Source organism: Borreliella valaisiana VS116, from assembly GCF_000170955.2.
In the GTDB taxonomy this organism is placed as follows: domain Bacteria; phylum Spirochaetota; class Spirochaetia; order Borreliales; family Borreliaceae; genus Borreliella; species Borreliella valaisiana.
The window spans coordinates 14544-32795 of the sequence record NC_012166.1 but is presented as its reverse complement, the minus strand read 5'-3'; the positions used below and the strand labels follow the sequence as shown (position 1 = coordinate 32795).

20 protein-coding genes and 2 pseudogenes are annotated in these 18252 nt (G+C 24.8%); 8 read left to right on the top strand and 14 right to left on the bottom strand.

Annotated features, from left to right (window positions below):
* Positions 1–1219 precede the first annotated feature (1219 nt).
* From BVAVS116_RS06715 to BVAVS116_RS06160, 4 genes are all read right to left on the bottom strand, one after another.
* Positions 1220–1723, bottom strand: a complete 504-nt coding sequence (locus BVAVS116_RS06715) for an MFS transporter (protein WP_012665333.1) — start codon at positions 1721–1723, stop codon at positions 1220–1222.
* Between the two features lie 353 nt (positions 1724–2076).
* The gene (locus BVAVS116_RS06165) at positions 2077–2400 is read right to left on the bottom strand and encodes a hypothetical protein (protein WP_051008161.1); all 324 of its coding nucleotides are present in this window, start codon (positions 2398–2400) and stop codon (positions 2077–2079) included.
* Between the two features lie 1328 nt (positions 2401–3728).
* Entirely contained in the window at positions 3729–3857 is a 129-nt protein-coding gene (locus BVAVS116_RS06825) for a hypothetical protein (RefSeq protein ID WP_012665328.1), read from the bottom strand.
* A 99-nt stretch (positions 3858–3956) separates the two neighbouring features.
* On the bottom strand, positions 3957–4160 hold the full coding sequence (locus BVAVS116_RS06160) for a hypothetical protein (protein ID WP_012665327.1): 204 nt from the start codon (positions 4158–4160) through the stop codon (positions 3957–3959).
* Positions 4161–4423: 263 nt separating this feature from the next.
* On the opposite strand from BVAVS116_RS06160, the gene BVAVS116_RS05330 reads away from it, so the two are divergent.
* On the top strand, positions 4424–5440 hold the full coding sequence (locus BVAVS116_RS05330; protein WP_012665325.1) for a hypothetical protein: 1017 nt from the start codon (positions 4424–4426) through the stop codon (positions 5438–5440).
* A gap of 168 nt (positions 5441–5608) precedes the next feature.
* On the opposite strand, the pseudogene BVAVS116_RS06710 reads toward BVAVS116_RS05330, so the two are convergent.
* A pseudogene (locus BVAVS116_RS06710) lies at positions 5609–5782 on the bottom strand (5'-methylthioadenosine/adenosylhomocysteine nucleosidase); the annotation flags it as partial.
* Here BVAVS116_RS06710 and BVAVS116_RS06480 point away from each other — a divergent pair.
* The 3 genes and pseudogenes from BVAVS116_RS06480 to BVAVS116_RS05315 all read left to right on the top strand — a co-directional run.
* A complete protein-coding gene (locus tag BVAVS116_RS06480) occupies positions 5770–5994 on the top strand; it encodes a P12 family lipoprotein (protein ID WP_012665323.1) in 225 nt (74 codons plus the stop codon). The pseudogene BVAVS116_RS06710 and the gene BVAVS116_RS06480 sit on opposite strands and share 13 nt — an antisense overlap.
* Positions 5995–6133: 139 nt before the next feature.
* Complete coding sequence (locus tag BVAVS116_RS05320) at positions 6134–6298, top strand: hypothetical protein (RefSeq protein WP_244427564.1); 165 nt, start codon at positions 6134–6136, stop codon at positions 6296–6298.
* A gap of 394 nt (positions 6299–6692) precedes the next feature.
* A pseudogene (locus BVAVS116_RS05315) lies at positions 6693–7097 on the top strand (class I SAM-dependent DNA methyltransferase); the annotation flags it as partial.
* A 226-nt stretch (positions 7098–7323) separates the two neighbouring features.
* Here BVAVS116_RS05315 and BVAVS116_RS05310 read toward each other — a convergent pair.
* On the bottom strand, positions 7324–8394 hold the full coding sequence (locus BVAVS116_RS05310) for a hypothetical protein (RefSeq protein WP_012665319.1): 1071 nt from the start codon (positions 8392–8394) through the stop codon (positions 7324–7326).
* A gap of 947 nt (positions 8395–9341) precedes the next feature.
* On the opposite strand from BVAVS116_RS05310, the gene BVAVS116_RS07025 reads away from it, so the two are divergent.
* From BVAVS116_RS07025 to BVAVS116_RS05300, 3 genes are all read left to right on the top strand, one after another.
* Entirely contained in the window at positions 9342–9602 is a 261-nt protein-coding gene (locus tag BVAVS116_RS07025) for a BB0158 famile outer surface lipoprotein (RefSeq protein WP_438938870.1), read from the top strand.
* Between the two features lie 113 nt (positions 9603–9715).
* Positions 9716–9877 (top strand): BB0158 famile outer surface lipoprotein, encoded by a 162-nt coding sequence (locus BVAVS116_RS06700; RefSeq protein ID WP_012665315.1) that lies wholly within the window; start codon positions 9716–9718, stop codon positions 9875–9877.
* 154 nt (positions 9878–10031) lie between these two features.
* On the top strand, positions 10032–10397 hold the full coding sequence (locus BVAVS116_RS05300) for a chromosome replication/partitioning protein (RefSeq protein ID WP_012665314.1): 366 nt from the start codon (positions 10032–10034) through the stop codon (positions 10395–10397).
* A gap of 104 nt (positions 10398–10501) precedes the next feature.
* On the opposite strand, the gene BVAVS116_RS05295 is transcribed toward BVAVS116_RS05300, so the two are convergent.
* Together BVAVS116_RS05295 and BVAVS116_RS05290 are read right to left on the bottom strand one after the other, a co-directional pair.
* Entirely contained in the window at positions 10502–10798 is a 297-nt protein-coding gene (locus tag BVAVS116_RS05295; RefSeq protein ID WP_012665313.1) for a DUF5425 family lipoprotein, read from the bottom strand.
* A 1323-nt stretch (positions 10799–12121) separates the two neighbouring features.
* Positions 12122–13108, bottom strand: coding sequence for a hypothetical protein (locus BVAVS116_RS05290; RefSeq protein ID WP_012665308.1), 987 nt, complete (start codon positions 13106–13108; stop codon positions 12122–12124).
* 417 nt (positions 13109–13525) lie between these two features.
* Between BVAVS116_RS05290 and BVAVS116_RS05285 the strand changes: the two genes are divergently transcribed.
* Positions 13526–13807 (top strand): hypothetical protein, encoded by a 282-nt coding sequence (locus BVAVS116_RS05285; RefSeq protein ID WP_040351392.1) that lies wholly within the window; start codon positions 13526–13528, stop codon positions 13805–13807.
* A 126-nt stretch (positions 13808–13933) separates the two neighbouring features.
* On the opposite strand, the gene bptA is transcribed toward BVAVS116_RS05285, so the two are convergent.
* From bptA to BVAVS116_RS05260, 6 genes are all read right to left on the bottom strand, one after another.
* Positions 13934–14554 carry a virulence-associated protein BptA gene (gene bptA / locus BVAVS116_RS05280; RefSeq protein ID WP_012665305.1) on the bottom strand — a complete coding sequence of 207 codons (621 nt, stop codon included), beginning with the start codon at positions 14552–14554 and terminating at the stop codon, positions 13934–13936.
* 12 nt (positions 14555–14566) lie between these two features.
* A complete protein-coding gene (locus tag BVAVS116_RS06695; RefSeq protein WP_012665304.1) occupies positions 14567–14812 on the bottom strand; it encodes a hypothetical protein in 246 nt (81 codons plus the stop codon).
* 74 nt (positions 14813–14886) lie between these two features.
* Complete coding sequence (locus tag BVAVS116_RS06690; protein ID WP_210380417.1) at positions 14887–15084, bottom strand: hypothetical protein; 198 nt, start codon at positions 15082–15084, stop codon at positions 14887–14889.
* A 1272-nt stretch (positions 15085–16356) separates the two neighbouring features.
* Entirely contained in the window at positions 16357–16938 is a 582-nt protein-coding gene (locus BVAVS116_RS05270) for a chromosome replication/partitioning protein (RefSeq protein WP_012665301.1), read from the bottom strand.
* Between the two features lie 19 nt (positions 16939–16957).
* Positions 16958–17713: a ParA family protein gene (locus BVAVS116_RS05265; RefSeq protein ID WP_012665300.1), complete on the bottom strand. Its 756-nt coding sequence runs from the start codon at positions 17711–17713 to the stop codon at positions 16958–16960.
* Entirely contained in the window at positions 17689–18252 is a 564-nt protein-coding gene (locus BVAVS116_RS05260; RefSeq protein ID WP_012665281.1) for a DUF226 domain-containing protein, read from the bottom strand. Before BVAVS116_RS05260 ends, BVAVS116_RS05265 begins: the two co-directional genes overlap by 25 nt.

Here is an 18252-nt window from a genome sequence, read left to right as displayed (position 1 = left end):
AGCATTTGTTTTTTAGAAGATACACTCATTTATAAGTTTCCTTCTACCAATTCTTTTATCGTCCTTATTCTATTTGGAGGAAAACTAGTAAGCTTTTCTATTTTAATATTCTGAGGTACAACACTAAAAAATTCCTAAAAACGCCTATAACATTATTTATTTTAGTATTATTAATAATAAGTTTTAGTTTTTCAAGACCAGATTTAAATAGGGTTTATTTAATTTCCTTAATTTCAATATAGCCTACTATACTTTCATTTGTTTTATAATACATAATAATGCGATTCAATCTCCTATTTTTACTTCACTTTGCCTCATGTTGAGTACTAATACTTTAATAAAAGTAAAGTATTAGTATGCTTAGTTTTTACATCTTGTGAGGGATTTTCAAGATTATCTATATTTTTTTAAATAAAGACCCTTTATTATTCATTTTTATGAATATAAAAAAACCCTTTATTATTCATTTTTATGAATATAAAAAATATGTGGCTTAATTATCAGTAAACTATATTTTAATTTTTTAAATATAGTTTATCTAAAATAGATGTTTTTATTATTCTAAAATAATTAATTTTACAGTTAATAAACAAAAAGAAATAGATAATATAATATCTACTTTAAATGAATTTAATAAATATTAAAAAATACCTTACATGAGTATTTTAATGTCCTTTACTTAAGAAGTATATTAATCATATCTATTTCTTAGCTTTTTCTATTATTTTTAAATTTATATGTCACAGCAATAGATAATGTACAAAAAATAAGTATTAATAAAACAAATGTATTTATAGCACTTGTAAAATTAGTTAAAACTGAACATATAGCTAACGCTAAAAATGAAAATATACGAGATATTGTACTATTAATAGAAGTTATAGTTCCTAAAACCTTTGAATCTATATTTTTTCTTAAAAAGAATTCCAAATTATTAGAATAAATAGAAATTAAAATTACTAAAAATATAATTATAGTAATAAATATGTAAATATGTGAAACTATTTTTATAGAACTTGATAATAAAAATATTATAGTTAAAATAACATAAATATCATATTTTGAATGTTTATTTTTTTTAAATGTCCATGCCCCACAATATCTGATAAGCGAAATAGTACATATACGAATCCAAATATACTAATAGATATATTTTTATCAATAAAAATTGCTTGCCAGTATAAATAAAAAGGTTGATAAAAAAATTGAATAGCGCTATTTAAAATCTAAATAACTCTAAAAGTTCTTTAGATTTTAATAATGTTATTATTTTTTTCTTAAACTTTATAAGATATGAAATTAAATCTTCTTTATTGAGCTTGTGATCAATATTTTTATCATTTGGTATAAAAAAAATTGTAATTAAAGAAGATATTAAATATATTAATAATGAAATAAGATACAATCTGATATTGATATACAAATATAGTACATTTCCGATGTATCCAACTAAAATAGCGCTAATGCTTAGTAGCATTTTTACAAATGATATGAAAGCTTTTAGCTTTTTTGAACTATTTTGGTATAGTTTAGTAAAACTAATATCAATTGTACCGGTGTTAATGGCAGCTGACATCCCATATATAAACCATGAAACACAAAGAAGCACGAATGAAGAAGCTTTAAAAACAATAAAATAAGAAATCATTAGTAGAAAAATTGATACTAAGTAAACAATTTTTCTATCAAAAATATCTGATATTATACCTGATGGAAATTCCAAAATAATAATTGCTGCCATATAGCAAATTTGTACTATAGCAATATTTTTTAGTGATAAACCTTTGTTTATTTAAATAATAGTTAATACCGCATGGAACAATGTTCTTGCAAGCTCTGACAAAAATAATGAATAAAAATAATATCTTTGATGTTTCCTTTCTATCACAAGTCTTATTATATTTGAAGAATTTGTTTTTTAAAATATTAATGAAATGGAATGGGAAATTATGATTACTAATACCAATTTGTTTATTTAAAAAATTAATTTTTTCATATTTATTGTCAAAATAAAACATAATATCAATAATAACTCATACCCGATGCAACTGAATTATTACTAAAGAAAGAAAGGGCTTAATAGTTTTTGTTTACTAATATTATTTTACTTTCTAATTTAGAAGATGATGACTTTTTTATAACTCCTATTTTCAGTACAGTAGTAGCAAGATGAGATATTTGGAATATAAAATGGACCATAACCGAAAAATCATTAAGATATCCACTATTTATAAGTGGAATAGAATTTTCAATATAAAGTTTATTAACTAAAGGCAAAAAGTATTCATCATCTGATGATAGCGTTAGCAATGATGGTTTAATTTTTGAGTTAATAAAAATATTCTTACTGCGCATAATTTTAACCCCTATTATATTATTGGTAGTTTTTATTGTAATCAAACATAAGCTCCCCACCCACATTCTTCAAGGACTTGGTTCAAAATAAACAGTATTCAAAAAATTTAAAGCAATCAAAAAAAGAGTTTTTATAAAATATAAAGAAAGATAACCCAGATCCTATAACCTGCAAAATAAGCTTAATCAAAGACTTAATTGTGATTGTGATGATAATAATATAGAAAATTTATTTGCTCAACTTGAAAATGGCAACGTGAAAAAATTCCTTCAACAATTACATGTCATACTCAAATCTATTAATGACTACACACTTGCAAGCTTTTCATCATTGAATTTAAAAAAATTCCCCAATTTAAGTCAAAAACAAGAACGAACACTAGAATATATGGAGAATCAATTATACATTAATTTTTTATTACAGTAATGGTATTGATACTGCATAAGGCTTTTTCAAAAGTACAATGTCAGAATTAGAAGCTTAAAAACTTAAAGAATTTTAAGTTAATTGTTTATATCGACTCTTGAGAAGGGTCCATATATATTATTGATATTAATATTTTTTAATGTTGAACTATATGTGAAGGAAAACTAGCAAGCTTTTCTATTTTTTAAATTTGCTGAGGTACAACACTAAAAAATTCCTAAAAACGCCTATAACATTATTTATTTTAGTATTATTAATAATAAGTTTTAGTTTTTCAAGACCAGATTTAAATAGGGTTTATTTAATTTCCTTAATTTCAATATAGCCTACTATACTTTCATTTGTTTTAAATACATAATCATGTGATTCAATCTCCTATTTTTACTTCACTTTGCCTTATGTTGAGTACTAATACTTTAATTTTATTAAAGGCATTAAGTAGATTTTCTAAATTAGTTATATTAGTATGCTTAGTTTTTACATCTTGTGAGGGTTTTTCAAGATTATCTATATTCTTTAAATATAGGCTCTTTATTATTCATTTTTATAAAAAAAAGACATGAAGTTTAATATTACTAAACTATTTTTTAAAAAAAATATCTAAAATGGATTATTTTGAATTTTGCCATTGGGAATTTAATATTTAATCTGAGATATAACAAGGACGATAAAAGAATTGATAGAATGAAACTTAAAACCGAGTGTATTTTCTAAAAAACAAATACTTTGATTGCAACTTATATCATACTAAAAGAAAATATTTAAAATGATAACTTTTCTATCAATGAGTTTTCTAACTTAATTGCTCAAACTATTACTTATGGACTATTCATTGCTCGCCTTAATCATATAAAGAAAACATACAAATTGATTTTATCAAAATTAGCATAAATAAAAAACCCATATCTTTTATTTTCTTTTACTTTATAACTATTGAAGCTATTTTTTAATTTTTTTTAAAGTATACTGTAACTTTATTTGCTAGTTCATTACAAGAAGAAGAAGTATTATTAGATATTAGAATAATTTTCATTGAAACAGATTTCTTAAGAACACTTCCAAGCTTGTGCGCCAACCTCTTTCCTATACTTCTCTATTGCATCTTCTAAAGCGGCGTCCTTATAACTAGAAACAGCACTCTTGAGCATTTTGCTAAGCTTAGAATACTCTTCTTCTAGTTTATTTTTTTTAGTTCATCAAGAGCTTTTTTACGATTTTCAGAAGGCCCTGTACTAAAACATCCAATACTATAATCACCACAACTGCCATAGGTATTAATGGTGCCATAAGATCTTGTATATTTGTTATAAATAGAATCTAGACTAGATTGATATTTTTTAGTTTTGCTAAAAAAATCCATAAGCATCTTATTAAACATTATTCTCAACTTCTTTTCCCCCATTGTTATTTTTTTGTTACTTGGTTTATTATCAAATGATTTAGAATGTATATTACAAAACATTGATCCTATCGTTAATAATATATATGGGAGAAATTATGATAAATTCAATAAAGAATAAAAGTACAGTTTTTAAAACAAGTATGGCAAATAAATTTAAAATTATTGTCTCTGCTCTATATTTGCTTTATAATAAGATAATATTTGGATAATCAATAACTAAAGAGAAGAAGGGGATATTAATGATGAGAAGAAACAATATGTATATTTTACTGCTAACAACAATATTGTTTGTGTCCTGCAAGTTTTTTGGAAATTCTGGCGCAAGCAAAGAAGGTGCTTCTTTACTTGATGTTGCTAACAAAATTAGTCATTCAAGAATAGCTACTTCTTCAGGTAAGCAAGAGGAAAATACAAGTGATACTACAGGCAAAGCTAAAAAAAACAAGAGTATCCCTGAAATGCTTGCTGATGCCCCTGCTGTCACTAGTAAAGATAAATTAACCGAAGAAGACAATAAGAAGCTTATGGATTTTTTTAGCAAAACTAAAAAATATCAATCTGGTCTAGATTCTATTTATAACAAATATACAAGATCTTATGGCACCATTAATACCTATGGCAGTTGTGGTGATTATAGTATTGGATGTTTTAGTACAGGGCCTTCTGAAATTCGTAAAAAAGCTCTTGATGAACTAAAAAAAAATAAACTAGAAGAAGAGTATTCTAAGCTTAGCAAAATACTCAAGAGTGCTGTTTCTAGTTATAAGGACGCCACTTTAGAAGATGCAATAGAGAAGTATAGGAAAGCTATAGAGCAAGCTAGTGAAGCTGAAAATAAAATAGAGACAGTAAAAGATTATACAGATGCTAAAAGTGCGACTGCAGAGAAAAAGAAAAAAAACGTAGACCATTTAAAAATAGCTAGAAGTGTTCTTCCTATTATTAAAAAAACTATTGAGATAGCTTGTCTGTCTTATGCTGATGCTTTTGTTGCTGTAACATCTAGCTTATCTTGTAACGAATTTAAGCAAGCTATTAATGAGTTTAATGTTGCTGCTAAGCAGTATGCTAATGGAGATAAAGGAGATAATGCTGTTGATGTTATTGTAGGTACTATTTCTGGTATGACAAGTGGATTTGAAGATGCGGGGTTTAAAAGAGCAAAAATGTTTGCTAGCAATAAAAAAGGAAGCGAAGTAGAGAATATGATTAAAGCTATTGATAAGTTAAGTGCTATTTATAAGAAAGTCAAGTAACAAATAACTTATTAATAAGCTTTTAATTATCCCTTCTCGTTATTTATAAACACTTTGCCCCTCTCTCTATATTTACTTTATAATAAAACTATGTATGGAATATCAGACACTATGTTCATTATAGCATCCGTATATTCATGTGTAACTTGTTTATTTATATTTCTTCTATTAAAGGGTTCTTAAAATTTCTTGCACAACTTTAGCTGAATTAAAAGCGGCCAATTCAAAAAATTTATTATATTTAACTTCTTTCTTTTCTTTATTTACAATTTTAGATATATATCTAATAACTATAAAGGGCACTTTAAATATATGAAAAACATGCCCTATTGCTGTACCTTCTATCTGAAAAATACTTTTTTGAGATAGACCCAAAAACTTTAAAAGATACTATTACTGAAAGATTAAAAAACGAACGTAGAAATTGGTCAAGAAGAATATATAATAATTTGGCAAGACAAGCAAAAAATGAAATGGAGAATGCTTTAAGACAGTTAAATGTCTCTTCTTCTAATAGAGTTAAAGCAGTGAAAATAAAAAAAGAGATTGAATAACTTATTCAAAAAGCGAAATCTGTTCTAGTTACGGGCTTAATAATTACTGGAGATCAATTTATTGATCTCCAGTAATTATTAAGAAGAAATTCCAGAAGAATTTCAAAATTTAATTGCATTAGACATGGAAAGCGCTGCAATGGCTCAAGTGGCATATAATTTCAAAATTCCTTTTATAATAATTATACGAGAAATATCTGATATAGTTAATAATGAGAATAATTATGATGATTATAAAAAGTTTATAAGAAAAGCTTCTATAAATTCTTCAAAAACAGCAGTAAATTTAATTAAATTAATGTGATTATATAAAGAGAGTTTTGCATGCTTTTTATCTAAGTAAGTCTGATATCTAACAGTTTGTAAAACAAGAGATTAATCTTGTCAAATATAAATACTAAGGATTGTTACAACAGTTTCTTATTATTTGGATTGATAATATTTCAAAGATCATTTAAATTCCCTATAAAAAGTTATAATGAAAACAATAATGATATTGTAAAACACATGATCATAATATTATTTCTATAGCTACTTTTATTTTGTATGACCTTAATTATTTTTGATGCAGAGAATTCAAAAATAATTAAGTTTTGATAATAGAATATTAGGGCAATTTTTGGATTGTATGTGGGAAGAGGGTGATGAATTTTTTCTAAAATACTATGATGATTTTTTTTATGAAAATGTAAAATACTATGATGAAAACTAAAAATTTTGAAAAAAATACTTCAATAGCATTCGCCCAAAAATTAACAAAGGATGTTCTAATCAAAGAAGAAGAGATAATTCAAAAAAACCTAAAAAATATTCTATATGAGAGACCCGACGATTCCATAGTATTTAGAATTGCAAAAAATATATATGAAAAAGAATTCAAAGCAAAAGGTAAAAAGATTTCTAGATCTATTTTAGATAGCATTTTTGAAGAATCGATTCTTTTTATTTTAAGAGTATTTTCTATTGCGTATATTGAAGATAATGACGTCTTCAAGAAGATGTTAGAAGAAAATAAGCTATACAGATCTTCACTATCTTTTAGATATTTTTTTGTGGTGAAAATGCAAAAAAATTTGAAATATAAAAATATAATAAATATTTTCCTACCTTTCATGAAGGTTTATTATTTATAAATTTGCTTAAGATGGCTTTGAAAAAATAAATAGGGTTTTAGAGTGTCTTTTGTTAAGTATTTTTGTAGTTTTATACACCCATTTATATCCTATAAAAAATAAAACAGAGTCAAAATAAATTTTGTATACAAAAAGCGTAATAGAAATGCCTAATAATATTCTCTATATTTTCTTAATTATTACATTTATTACTTATTTATTTATCTTTATTTTTAGGCTTAACTGTTTTATAAATAACGCTTAGCTTCTCAATAGCAGCAATAATTTTGTCTACCTCTGTACCTGTTGCCTTATTAGCAAACATCTTTGCTCTTTTAAATCCATTTTCATAATATGTATCAAAAGCCATGCCAGCAATAGCACCCACAACAACATCAACAGCGTGGTCTCCCCTATTCCCATTAGTATACTTCTTAGCAGCTTCCTTAAATTCATTAACAGCTTCAATAAATTCGGCAGAAGATAAACTAGATACTATAATAGCAAAAGCATCGGCATAAGCTACACTAGCTGATTCTATAGTCTTTTTAAAAACAGAAAGAATATCCCTAACTTTTTTTAAGTTATCTACATTTTTTTTCCCTTCTTCCTTATTATTTCCTTCATCTCCTGTAAAATCGTTTATTTTTTTTATGTTATTTTCAGCCCCCTTAGCTTTTATTATAACCTCTTTATATTCCTTGATTGCATTGTCTAGGGCGTTTGGGCAATAATCATGCGCAGCTTCCTTTAGCATTTTGTTAAGGCTAGAATACGTTTTATCTAGATTATTATTTTCTAGATAAGCAAGAGCTTGGCTACGCTTTTCAGAAGGGGCTTTGCTAAAACACCCAATACTATAATCAGCACAACCAGAATAAGTTGCAATAGTATTATAATAGCGTATATTTTGGTTATAAATAGAATCTAGCACCCCTTGATATGTTATAGTTTTGTCAAAAAAGACCTTAAGCTTATCCACATCTTCTTCGGTTAATTTGCCAGTAGTCTTTTCTTGGTAGTATTCACTAAAACTAGAATTAGGATCATCATTAAACTTAAGCTCACTACTACTAGCATGCCCTATAACTTTAGCCAAAGCAACCTTACTAGTAATATTACCTTTTTTGTTTTCGTCTTGTAAAATGCCTAAGCCTATATTGCCAATATCCCCAGTGGCATCACTTAAAGATGCATTTTGTTTATTTGCATCACCATTTCTATAGAATTTACATGATACAAACATTGTTGTTACCAATATTAAAATAAACGTATTGCCTTTTATCATTTTTTTTATTTTCTCTCCAATTTATTTATTAAGTTTAAATAAAAATTAAAGCGATTTTACATATCAAATATATTATATCTTTTTATCCTGTATAAGGAAAGTAAAATATTGTTTTTTGATAGGTATTTTGTTGAAGCGAAAATAGCACGGTTGTTTGTGTATCTATTTTTTAATCTAATGTATAGGAAAGATAAGCTGAGAATTAATACATATATGATTTTTTTTAAAAAAAAGATAACCATAATGATATTAGAGGAAAGTGAGGAGTTTTGATGAGTTGATTCTAGTGATTCATTAGATAAGACAGGCATAAAGCGATTAAATTGATTATGCTTGGGTTTAGGGCTTTTTAAGAATTTTGTAGCTATTTAATATCTTCTTTTTTGATAGTATTTAGTTAAGCTTATATGGCAATAATGGGATGCTTATTGTCTACTACAACATTTTCTGGAAAATCCTTATCAAGATTTTTTTACATAATTATTATGATGCTGCCTTTAAAAAGGCTTATAATTAGTTTTGTTAATATGTGCGGCGATTTAGTATTTTTGCTATAAATTCTTATATTGATATAGTAAAAAAATTTTATGAATTTTTGAGATTAAGGTGATTAGGAGGGCTTTAAAAATTACTTAAAGTAAAAAGAATTTTATGAAAAAAGGCTTAAGCATTTAAAATATATTTTTTTTGATAGCATAGCATTTTTTTATTTTTGTTTTTTAGTATCAAAACCTTTAAAAAAGTCAAAGCCGAAATTTAGAAGTTCGATCTAATTGAAGAATATAGTAGAAAAATATTAAGGAAAATAATGACAATATTTATTGTGTTGATTAAGAATCTAGGTTAAACGAAATAAAAGAATAAGAAGTTTGGTAATTATTTATAGGAGGGTATATTGAGTGGGTAAAATCTGGTTTTTAAGAGCTATAAAAGATATTTAATCCAAGATCTTAGATGGGGTTAAGTATTCTTATATTTTTTACCTATTCGATTTAAAACTTTGTCATTGTGGTTTAACTATACTTATTATATTAATGATAGATAAGTATAAAATATTTAAGAATAGTGTGCCAATATCCAAAATAATAGCATTTGAGCCAACTAAAGAGTTTGAAGAAAAATATGAAGTTAAAAGCCCAAAATTAATTTTTGAAGGATTAAATATTGATTTTGAGCAACATAGGTTGGCGTTGTTAAAATTAGTTTAAAAGAGACTTCAAAAGAGCCCCCTGCTGATACATTAATTTATATAATTTTGGGGTTTTTATGATGACCTAACAAAGCTTTTGGACTTTGTTATAAGAAGAATAAATGTAATAATATGCTTGCAAATCTTACTATAAAAGATAAACAAACTAATGAAGAGAAAGCCTATGAAATTTTAGTATTAAATTCAAAGCTGTTTTATAATACGATTAAGCTGATGCTTGCTAAATATTCAAATTTATCAAGTGAGAAATTAATGCTTCCTATTGATGAATAATGAATAATCAATGACATTTTGAAAATAGAGATAATAAGATTTTAATTTATTTGAATTAAAAATAAGTGAAAAATATTCTAGTAGTTTATAGTAGTTAGTTTTAGCATTTTTATTTGCATTGAATTGCTATTGCTAAATGCATTTTAAATAGAATTTGTGTTATCTTTTTTGCATTTTTCTATTTATTTTAGCAAGATTTAGAATTATTTTTAATTTTAAAATAGCTAGAACTCAGGCATATAAGTATATTAAAATAACACAACTTATTTTTGAAGGAGAGCTTAAAGAAATTGATATTATAAAGAATGGAATTGATAAAACTTTACTTAATTTAATAAAATATAAAAAAGTTAAGTCTAGAGAAAATTTAATAAAACCTTTTAAAATTAGATTACAAACACAAGAAGTATTTGATTTTTACAAAAAGAATCCAAAGTTTACTGGTTATATTTTTGAAGATTTTTACAAAAAAAATAAAGAACGACTTATTGAAAAATTAGAAAAATATAAAAATAAGTAAGCAAAATTTGAAATAATATTACTCTTTAAGTTTAAGATAAATACCGATTGACATTCTGAAAATAAAAATCAACGATCAAGCATTTTTTTGCCTTTTTGGTAAGATTAATCTCTTGTCTTACAGACTGTACGAGTTTTGCTACTAGAATTTGAAAAATTAGATATTCTGGAAGAATAAGAACGATTTTTGTAATTATTATTATCTAATTTTTGAGAATCTTTAACCTCTGTAGACTCTTTTTTATTTAAGCATTTATAATCTAAATCATTCATATAGTTCTTCTCTAAATTGGAAATATCATTCATTTTGTTTTGATAAGTCTTATTTGGCAAATCACAACCCAATATTAATAAAAAGGCTGTTATTTTATATAATAATGAAATAAAACATTTTTTGTACATAAATTTCCTTTCCTAATTTTAATAATCAAATATACGTAAAGAATCAATTAGTAAACTCTATTGTCATAGATATGACTAATTTTATCTTTTTATAATCAATTTTACTGCTGTTTTTGCAGAATTTATAGAAGCTTGTCTTATAAATTTTTTATAATCATCATAATTATTTTCATTATTAACTATATCAGATATTCCTCGCATTGGTTTCCTTGTTATTGTTTCGTCTTCCTTTATTTTTTATTATCCAAAATTTTAAGCTCTTCATTAATCTTTTCAAGAACAATCACCAAGCAAAATGCTAAAATCTTCTTTAGTTAATGAGTACTTGGAATTTAGAATTTCTTATGCAAAAGTATATGATTTATTAGGTGAACTACTATTTTCAATTAAAAGACAATTCTTTTCTATTTTTTCATTCATATAAATGTCCTTAATTTATTACTATCTCATATAAGTTGGTTGGTCCATAATTATTCGCCTTACCAAGATTCATATATTTATTATTCTTTATCTATGAATTTAATAAATTTGGAAATAAATTTCATAGTGGCACATTACTATTCCTTTTAATTCATTAAATGTTATATTTGAATGCCTTGCTTATTTCAATACACAAAACAAATTATTAAGCTTAAAAAGTGATTTATTGTGAATAATAAGCCCATTTTAAGAATTAAATGTTATTCATACTATCAAAAATAATCAAGACTTATTCTTTTTTTCTTTTCAAAAGTTATATAACAAAAAACCTTTAAGGTTATCCATTTTTAAATTTTTTCCCTAAAATCACTTTTGCTTATACTATTTATTCATATTATCTTTTTATTAAAAAAACTAAGATCTTAAAATGATACTTTTTTTAGCATTTTGAATTTAAAAAAATCTACAACACTATTCTTATGATTCCTTATTTTAAGCCTTATTATTATGATTATTTATTCCGTACAAATGATTCTTTCTACGCTATTAAAACTCCTCAGAAGCTATACGCTTTAACAGCCCTTCACTATCTAACCCTTTTTCGTGGGTTTCTTTTTTTCTCATAAGATCTTAAAATTTGTCTCTCCAAATAACTTTATAACAACAATGCCTCCCATTTCCATGTTTCATCATCTCACAAATTTGTATTTTAAATTATTTGAAAACTGCTTCAAAAAGTACTCTAATTTGCGCTGAATACTCCTTCAATGTAATTTAGGAATTATTCAGCATTAATATAAATTAAATTGATTGTTTTTGAACAACTATTTCTATAGTATTTGATTTAAAAATAGTTGTTCAACGCTTTACAAAAGCAATATACTAATTGTAAATTGTAATTATTTAATATTTGACTATATTCATGTAAACCATTGGCCATTGGGGATGCATAGCCAGTTTACCAGGTTGTCTAACATCTTCATCTGGATGGAGTACAATGTAATCCCAGTAACTTAGTCCTGCCCATTGTTTCATCATTGTTGAATAAGAATTAATTGACAATGTTTTTGAAAAATGGTCGGTTCTAACTAGCTGAAAAACTGCTTCTTCAATTCTATAGTCTAATAAGGGAGCAAGAGTTAAAAAAACTACCGCGGACACAGCCTCTGCGAAATAGGGATTCATAATTTCTGAAGCACTGTCGGGCTCCATTTGCAATGCACTAAGAACTGTATTTGCAAATTTAGAGATTCTAGCCGAATTATCCACTACAGTTCTATTCATTTCACTATCTAAGTATTTACTGATATTTTTTAGTTTTATACTGCTGGTCTCCGCTCCATAAATGTTTTCTATCGTAGAATCAAAAAATCTATAATATCGTCGTCTACGCAAGCCACGGTCGTCTCGTTCGTGATGGTTAACTCTGTATACTAAGAATCCTTGAGGAGCAAGATCATACGCTCTTACCACTATTTCTAGCTGTCCCAAGTTATTACCCTGAGGACTGGATATAAGCAATCCTATTGTAAAAAATGTACTTTTATTGGAAGCATTTGTATAGTAAATATAAGAAGGTGGTTTTGAAGCAATACCATTCTTAAATCTTATGTCTTCTATTGTTCCGTAATTGAAAAATTTAGTACTTCTTAACAAATCAGCTTTGTAAAGAGCTTGATGCGCAGAATCAATGCTGTCCAAGAACCGTGATCCGGAATGAAAATCAACCTCAACCTTAGCGGTTGAATGTAAATACACAGTATCAACCCCTTCCGAATAGTTCAATACTTTATCTTTATCCTTTTTATTTTGACTGTCTTGGTTACAAGCCGAAATAAAAATTAAAATAGTTAAAAATACCATTTTTTGGTACATATTTTTTATTTTCATTTTATTTCCTCCATATCATCTTATTAAAAATTATATAAATTGATTATATTATATTATTAAAAATATAGCAATTTATTAAACATTTTAAATTATTTATAAATAAATGATTATGATCTATTTTTCACTTTATTCCCGAATTTGAAACTTATGCTTTAAGGCATTCCAGAAGATAAATAAATCTAAAGCTTGATATGAAAATTGCACACAGCGCAAAGCTTGTATTTAATAACTGTTAAAAACATAGGCACCATTAAAAATGGGTGCCTAACCAAAATTAATAGCTTTTCCAAAATGGAGAGAAATAGAAAAGCTATTAAAACCATAAAATTTGTACCTTACAATATACACCATATAAATATATATGGTGTATATTGAAGTTTTTTTATTAATGAATTAATCTATATTTATTTTATGAGAATGATAGAAGGATGTTTATTTTACAAAGTTTCTGAAGCTCAAGAAATCCTTAAAAACAAATTTGATTATAAAATAACAAAAAGCCATTTAAGATATAAACTAGAGGTTTTCGAATGTTATATCAGAATAGGAAACATAATGATGATTCCAGAAGATTTCTTGAAATATTTAACACTTAGTTTAGTCTTGTTTAAAAAAAACGAAAAATATAAAATAGAAATAAAAAAAGAAATAAAAGAAAAAATGCCTAAGTTTAAAGAATTGATAAAAAGGGATAAATAAATTTATTTTTTAAAACTTACATCTTGATTTAAAAAACTTTGCACTTCTATTATATAGAAAAAAATTTTATAAAAACGTTTCAATCTTAACAAGCAATATACTATTTTTTAAAAAATTCATTTCAAATTAAAGATTATATTTTAGTAAAAAATTTTTTATATCTATTTTATATTCTTTATCTTCATTAGAAACTAAAACAATCTTTAATCGTTTTAATCTTTTGATTTTATTAAAAAATCCTTTAGAAAGGGTAACTCGCAAGGTATTTTTTACCGTAAAAGGAAATTTTAAATGAAAAAATTTTTCATTAATATTTGGATCTCCAATGTTAAAATCCTTTAATTGTTGCCATTTCTCGCTTGGTAAATTATTCTCATGCCTTGAAACTTGAGCATCCCCAAATCCTTCAAAAATTACACTTTTAAAACCTAGAATTTTATTATCGTGAACCGCAAAATCAAAATTGTAGCTGGGATTCATAGCTCTATAAGCATCTATCAAATAACCTGTCATATTCCTATTCTTTTTATGCTCAAGCTTAGGATCCATAAACTCCGATTTTATAAAAACCAGCTCTTTCAAATTGCCATCTTTAAAAAGATATGTATAAGTCTCATCAGTAAAGACTTTATCTTCTGATTTTTGAATAATTTTATTATAAATAACATTATTTTCTTTTTTAAAAAAGAAAAAGAAACCTAAAAAAACACAGATTAACAATAATCCGTAAAATAAAATTCTACTCATTAATAATCCATCCTATTGATGAAAAATCATATCAAATGCACTATAAAAATGCATGCTGTTTTCCCTACTTACCTTGAAAGAATATTCCTTTTTCTCATTATTTATCTCATCGAAACATTCAATGTATACATCAATTCCATTTGTTTCTGCCAACTTTTTTAGTATATTTACTTTTTCACCTTCAAAAAATAGATACATGCCAAAATTAAAATGATTAATCCCATCAATAAAGTAAGTATTAGTTAGATACTCCATCATAGAAACCCCATTAATATATATCTTTTTAAGTAGAATCTCTGAACTATTTATAATTTGTATGTTAAAATGTAAATCTATGTTTCCCGCATGATAATGCTCTCTAAAACAAAGGATCCAAATTTAGTATTTGATTTAAGAATTAGACCTAAATCAGATCTATTACTTTCATTTATAATAACAACTTCTTCAGATTCTTCATTAGAAAAAATAAACACATTGGAAATTAATAAAAACAAAATTGATAATATTATCACTTTGATACCTTTTATCATTATACTATTCTAAAGAAAAAATAAATAGGATAAAAATTTAAAAAAGAGAAATCGAATTTTTATATATTTTCATTATTATTATAACCTTTTAATAATTTTATAAAACCAAAACCCATTTTGCTATCTCAACCAAAATGTTTTTTAACAAAAAAACATTTATATTGTAACCAATAATACAATTATGGCAAAAATCATAAACTATCTCCCCCCTTCTATCTCTAGAGGCTAATTTTAAAATTCGATGTGGATAATTTTGTATACAAAAATAGAATTGTTGGGTTTAAAAAGTATATTATTTTCAAATAATATATTGATTTTAGCAACATATATGAAGTATAATATTAGCAAGTGGTGCTATTAACTATAAGCATCCTTAACTTTGGTCGATGTCTATTTTATAGGGCTTAAGATAAATATTCTTAAATTAAGAATATTTATGGTTAAGCCCTATGTGATTTTATATTAATAATTAAATTATAAAAGAATAGTTATTATAAATCTTGTAGAAAGGATTTTTAAATATATAAATGTAAAACCTTTAAAAAATATTTAAATTAATCAATGATATATTTCGAAGTAGTTTCAATTTTTCATTCCAATCTATATTGGTATTTAGTAAAAAATAAAATTATTTCAATATAATTAATTCTTTATTAATTTCTTTGATATTATAATTTTTTTATAATTTGTAATATCAAATTTTTATAAATTAGATTTAAATATAGATCGCTAAGAAACTAAATAAGAATCATCTAATCAAAATGTCTGAAGATAACCTTATTAATTTAGCTTTGATTCCTCTAATACTTTTGTTTCTTTCTAAAAATCTTTCCTTTAGAATTTTTTCTAATTGTTGAAATTCTTTGTTAATAAATAGATTTTTTTCCTATAGGCTTTCAAAATGATTTTTTACATTATTAATAGATTTAGAATTTTAAATATTAAAAAGAAATTTTAGTAATAAATTAATAGAGTCCTTATCGCATTTGAATTCGTTAAAGATTTTTTCTATAAAGAAAATATATTGGGTATTATTTTAAAATAGAAAATGAAAGTCTATTATTTTTATATTTAAATCCACATTCGGTAAATAATACAGGATAATAATTAAGTAGAATGTTTTCTTTTAAAAAAATTATAAGTATATAATATCTCCTAACGATAATCAAAAAATGCTTTTAGAAAATATTTCAATGCTCAAGACTTTTGTATAACAAAATGATAAATTTTGGCGAATTAACGTTTTTATAATCTTTGATTTACAAATGTATTTCACTTATATTTTCTATATTTCTTATACTCTTTCATAATTTCATTAAGCAATTCTTTTTTATCTTTAAGTAATTTTTCTAACAAAAAACTAGTAAATTTTGCCTTTGACTTATAATATATGTATGCATTTTCTGTTTTAAGCTGAAATCTTAATGGTCGAATAAAGTTTCGGTTGGATTTTTTAATTTTTATCCCTTCTTTATCCTTTAAAAGGAATAAAGAATTTTGTATTCCGTTTTCAATTATATCTTTTTCTTTTACTAATCCTTCTTCTATTGCATTTGCTATTCTTAAATATTCGTAAGCTTGACTTTTTGCTATTTTATAATTCCTAGTAAACATTTCAAAATTTTGGTATCCGTCTAATTTATAATATTCTTTATCTTTAATTTCCTTCAGTATCTTCATTGTTTCTATTTTATTATGAATTTCTTTTTGGAAGTTTATCGCTAATCTTTCTTTTAAAAAGAGAAATCGTTCAATTTTATCTTCGTTAAAACTAATTTCGTTTTTACTTTGATTTTTTGTAGTATTGATTCGATCTTTTATTTTTATATTCATATATTTGAATTTTACACCCATTTTATCTCCTTATTTGTTATTAAGTTAAAAATTTTTCCGATAACTGGAAAAATTTTTTAAGTGTAATTTCATATTCTTTTATGTAATCTTTGTTTAAATCAAAAGTATCATTTTCTGCTATTCTTTTATTTAAGTCTTCGCGTTCATGAATGAGTCCTAAAAAATTATCATCTTTACTTATTAACTCTAATAAGTGTTTATAAGTATTATTTTTCTTAAAATTAGTTACCATTGGAAAAATCGGTATTTTTAATTTTAATCTTCTTAGAGCAAATTCTAATAATTGCAAGCTTTCTACTGACCATTTTTGAGCAGTCATTGGAATTATTATGTAGTGGCTTACAACTAGTACATTTGTTAAAATAATCCCTAAGCTAGGACTAGTGTCTATTATTATATAATCGTATTTATATTTTAATAGTTTTAAATTGTCTTTTAATCTTGTTTCTTTAAAGGGAATGTTGTCATCGTAAAAAAGGTATAAATATATGTAACTGGGCAATATGTATAAATTATTGTTTAGCCTAAAGGTAGAAGAATTTATATCTTTTTTATCTGTTAATACTTCATAAATATTTTTTTTAGGAACATCTACCCCTTGTTCTTCTAAAAGATCTGAAAAATAACTGGTGGTTGATGCTTGTGGATCAGCATCAATCAAAAGAACTTTATATTTTTCAGATAGGAGTGTTGAAAATATAATGGCACTTGTGCTTTTGCCGACGCCTCCTTTAATTGAGCCAATGGCAATTATTTTGGTATTTTCTCCATCCATTTGTTTATGATTCCTCCGTTTGGTAATTCTTTTTGATAGAATTCATATACCTCTTTTTCTAATCTATTTAACATATCGATAAATGTTTGAAAATATTTTTTATTTATCTTTTCTTTCTTTATTAGTCTGGCAAGACTCCTTAAATAACAGAATACACTACCTTTTTTAAATTTGAATTCTATATAATATACTTTGGAGAATGTATATGATTTTACAGTACCATTTAATTTGTATCTTGTAATAATGTTCTTTATGGGTTTCCTGTACCCATAGGAAATTCCCAGAAATTTGTCATTTTCCCTTGTGGAGAATAAATTGAGTCCTTCTAACTTTTTTTGATTAAACAATTCTCTAAAAAGAATTAAAAATTTGTTTTTTTTATATTTGTTTATTTCAAATCTATATAGATCCATCAGCATTTTAGTATGATATATTGTTCTTCCTCTGAGAATTTCTTTTTTAATGAAAATTTCTGGTTTTCTGCTTTCTCCTATTATTTCTTTTTTTTTGTTTCTAAGTTTTTCTAATACGCTTTTCAT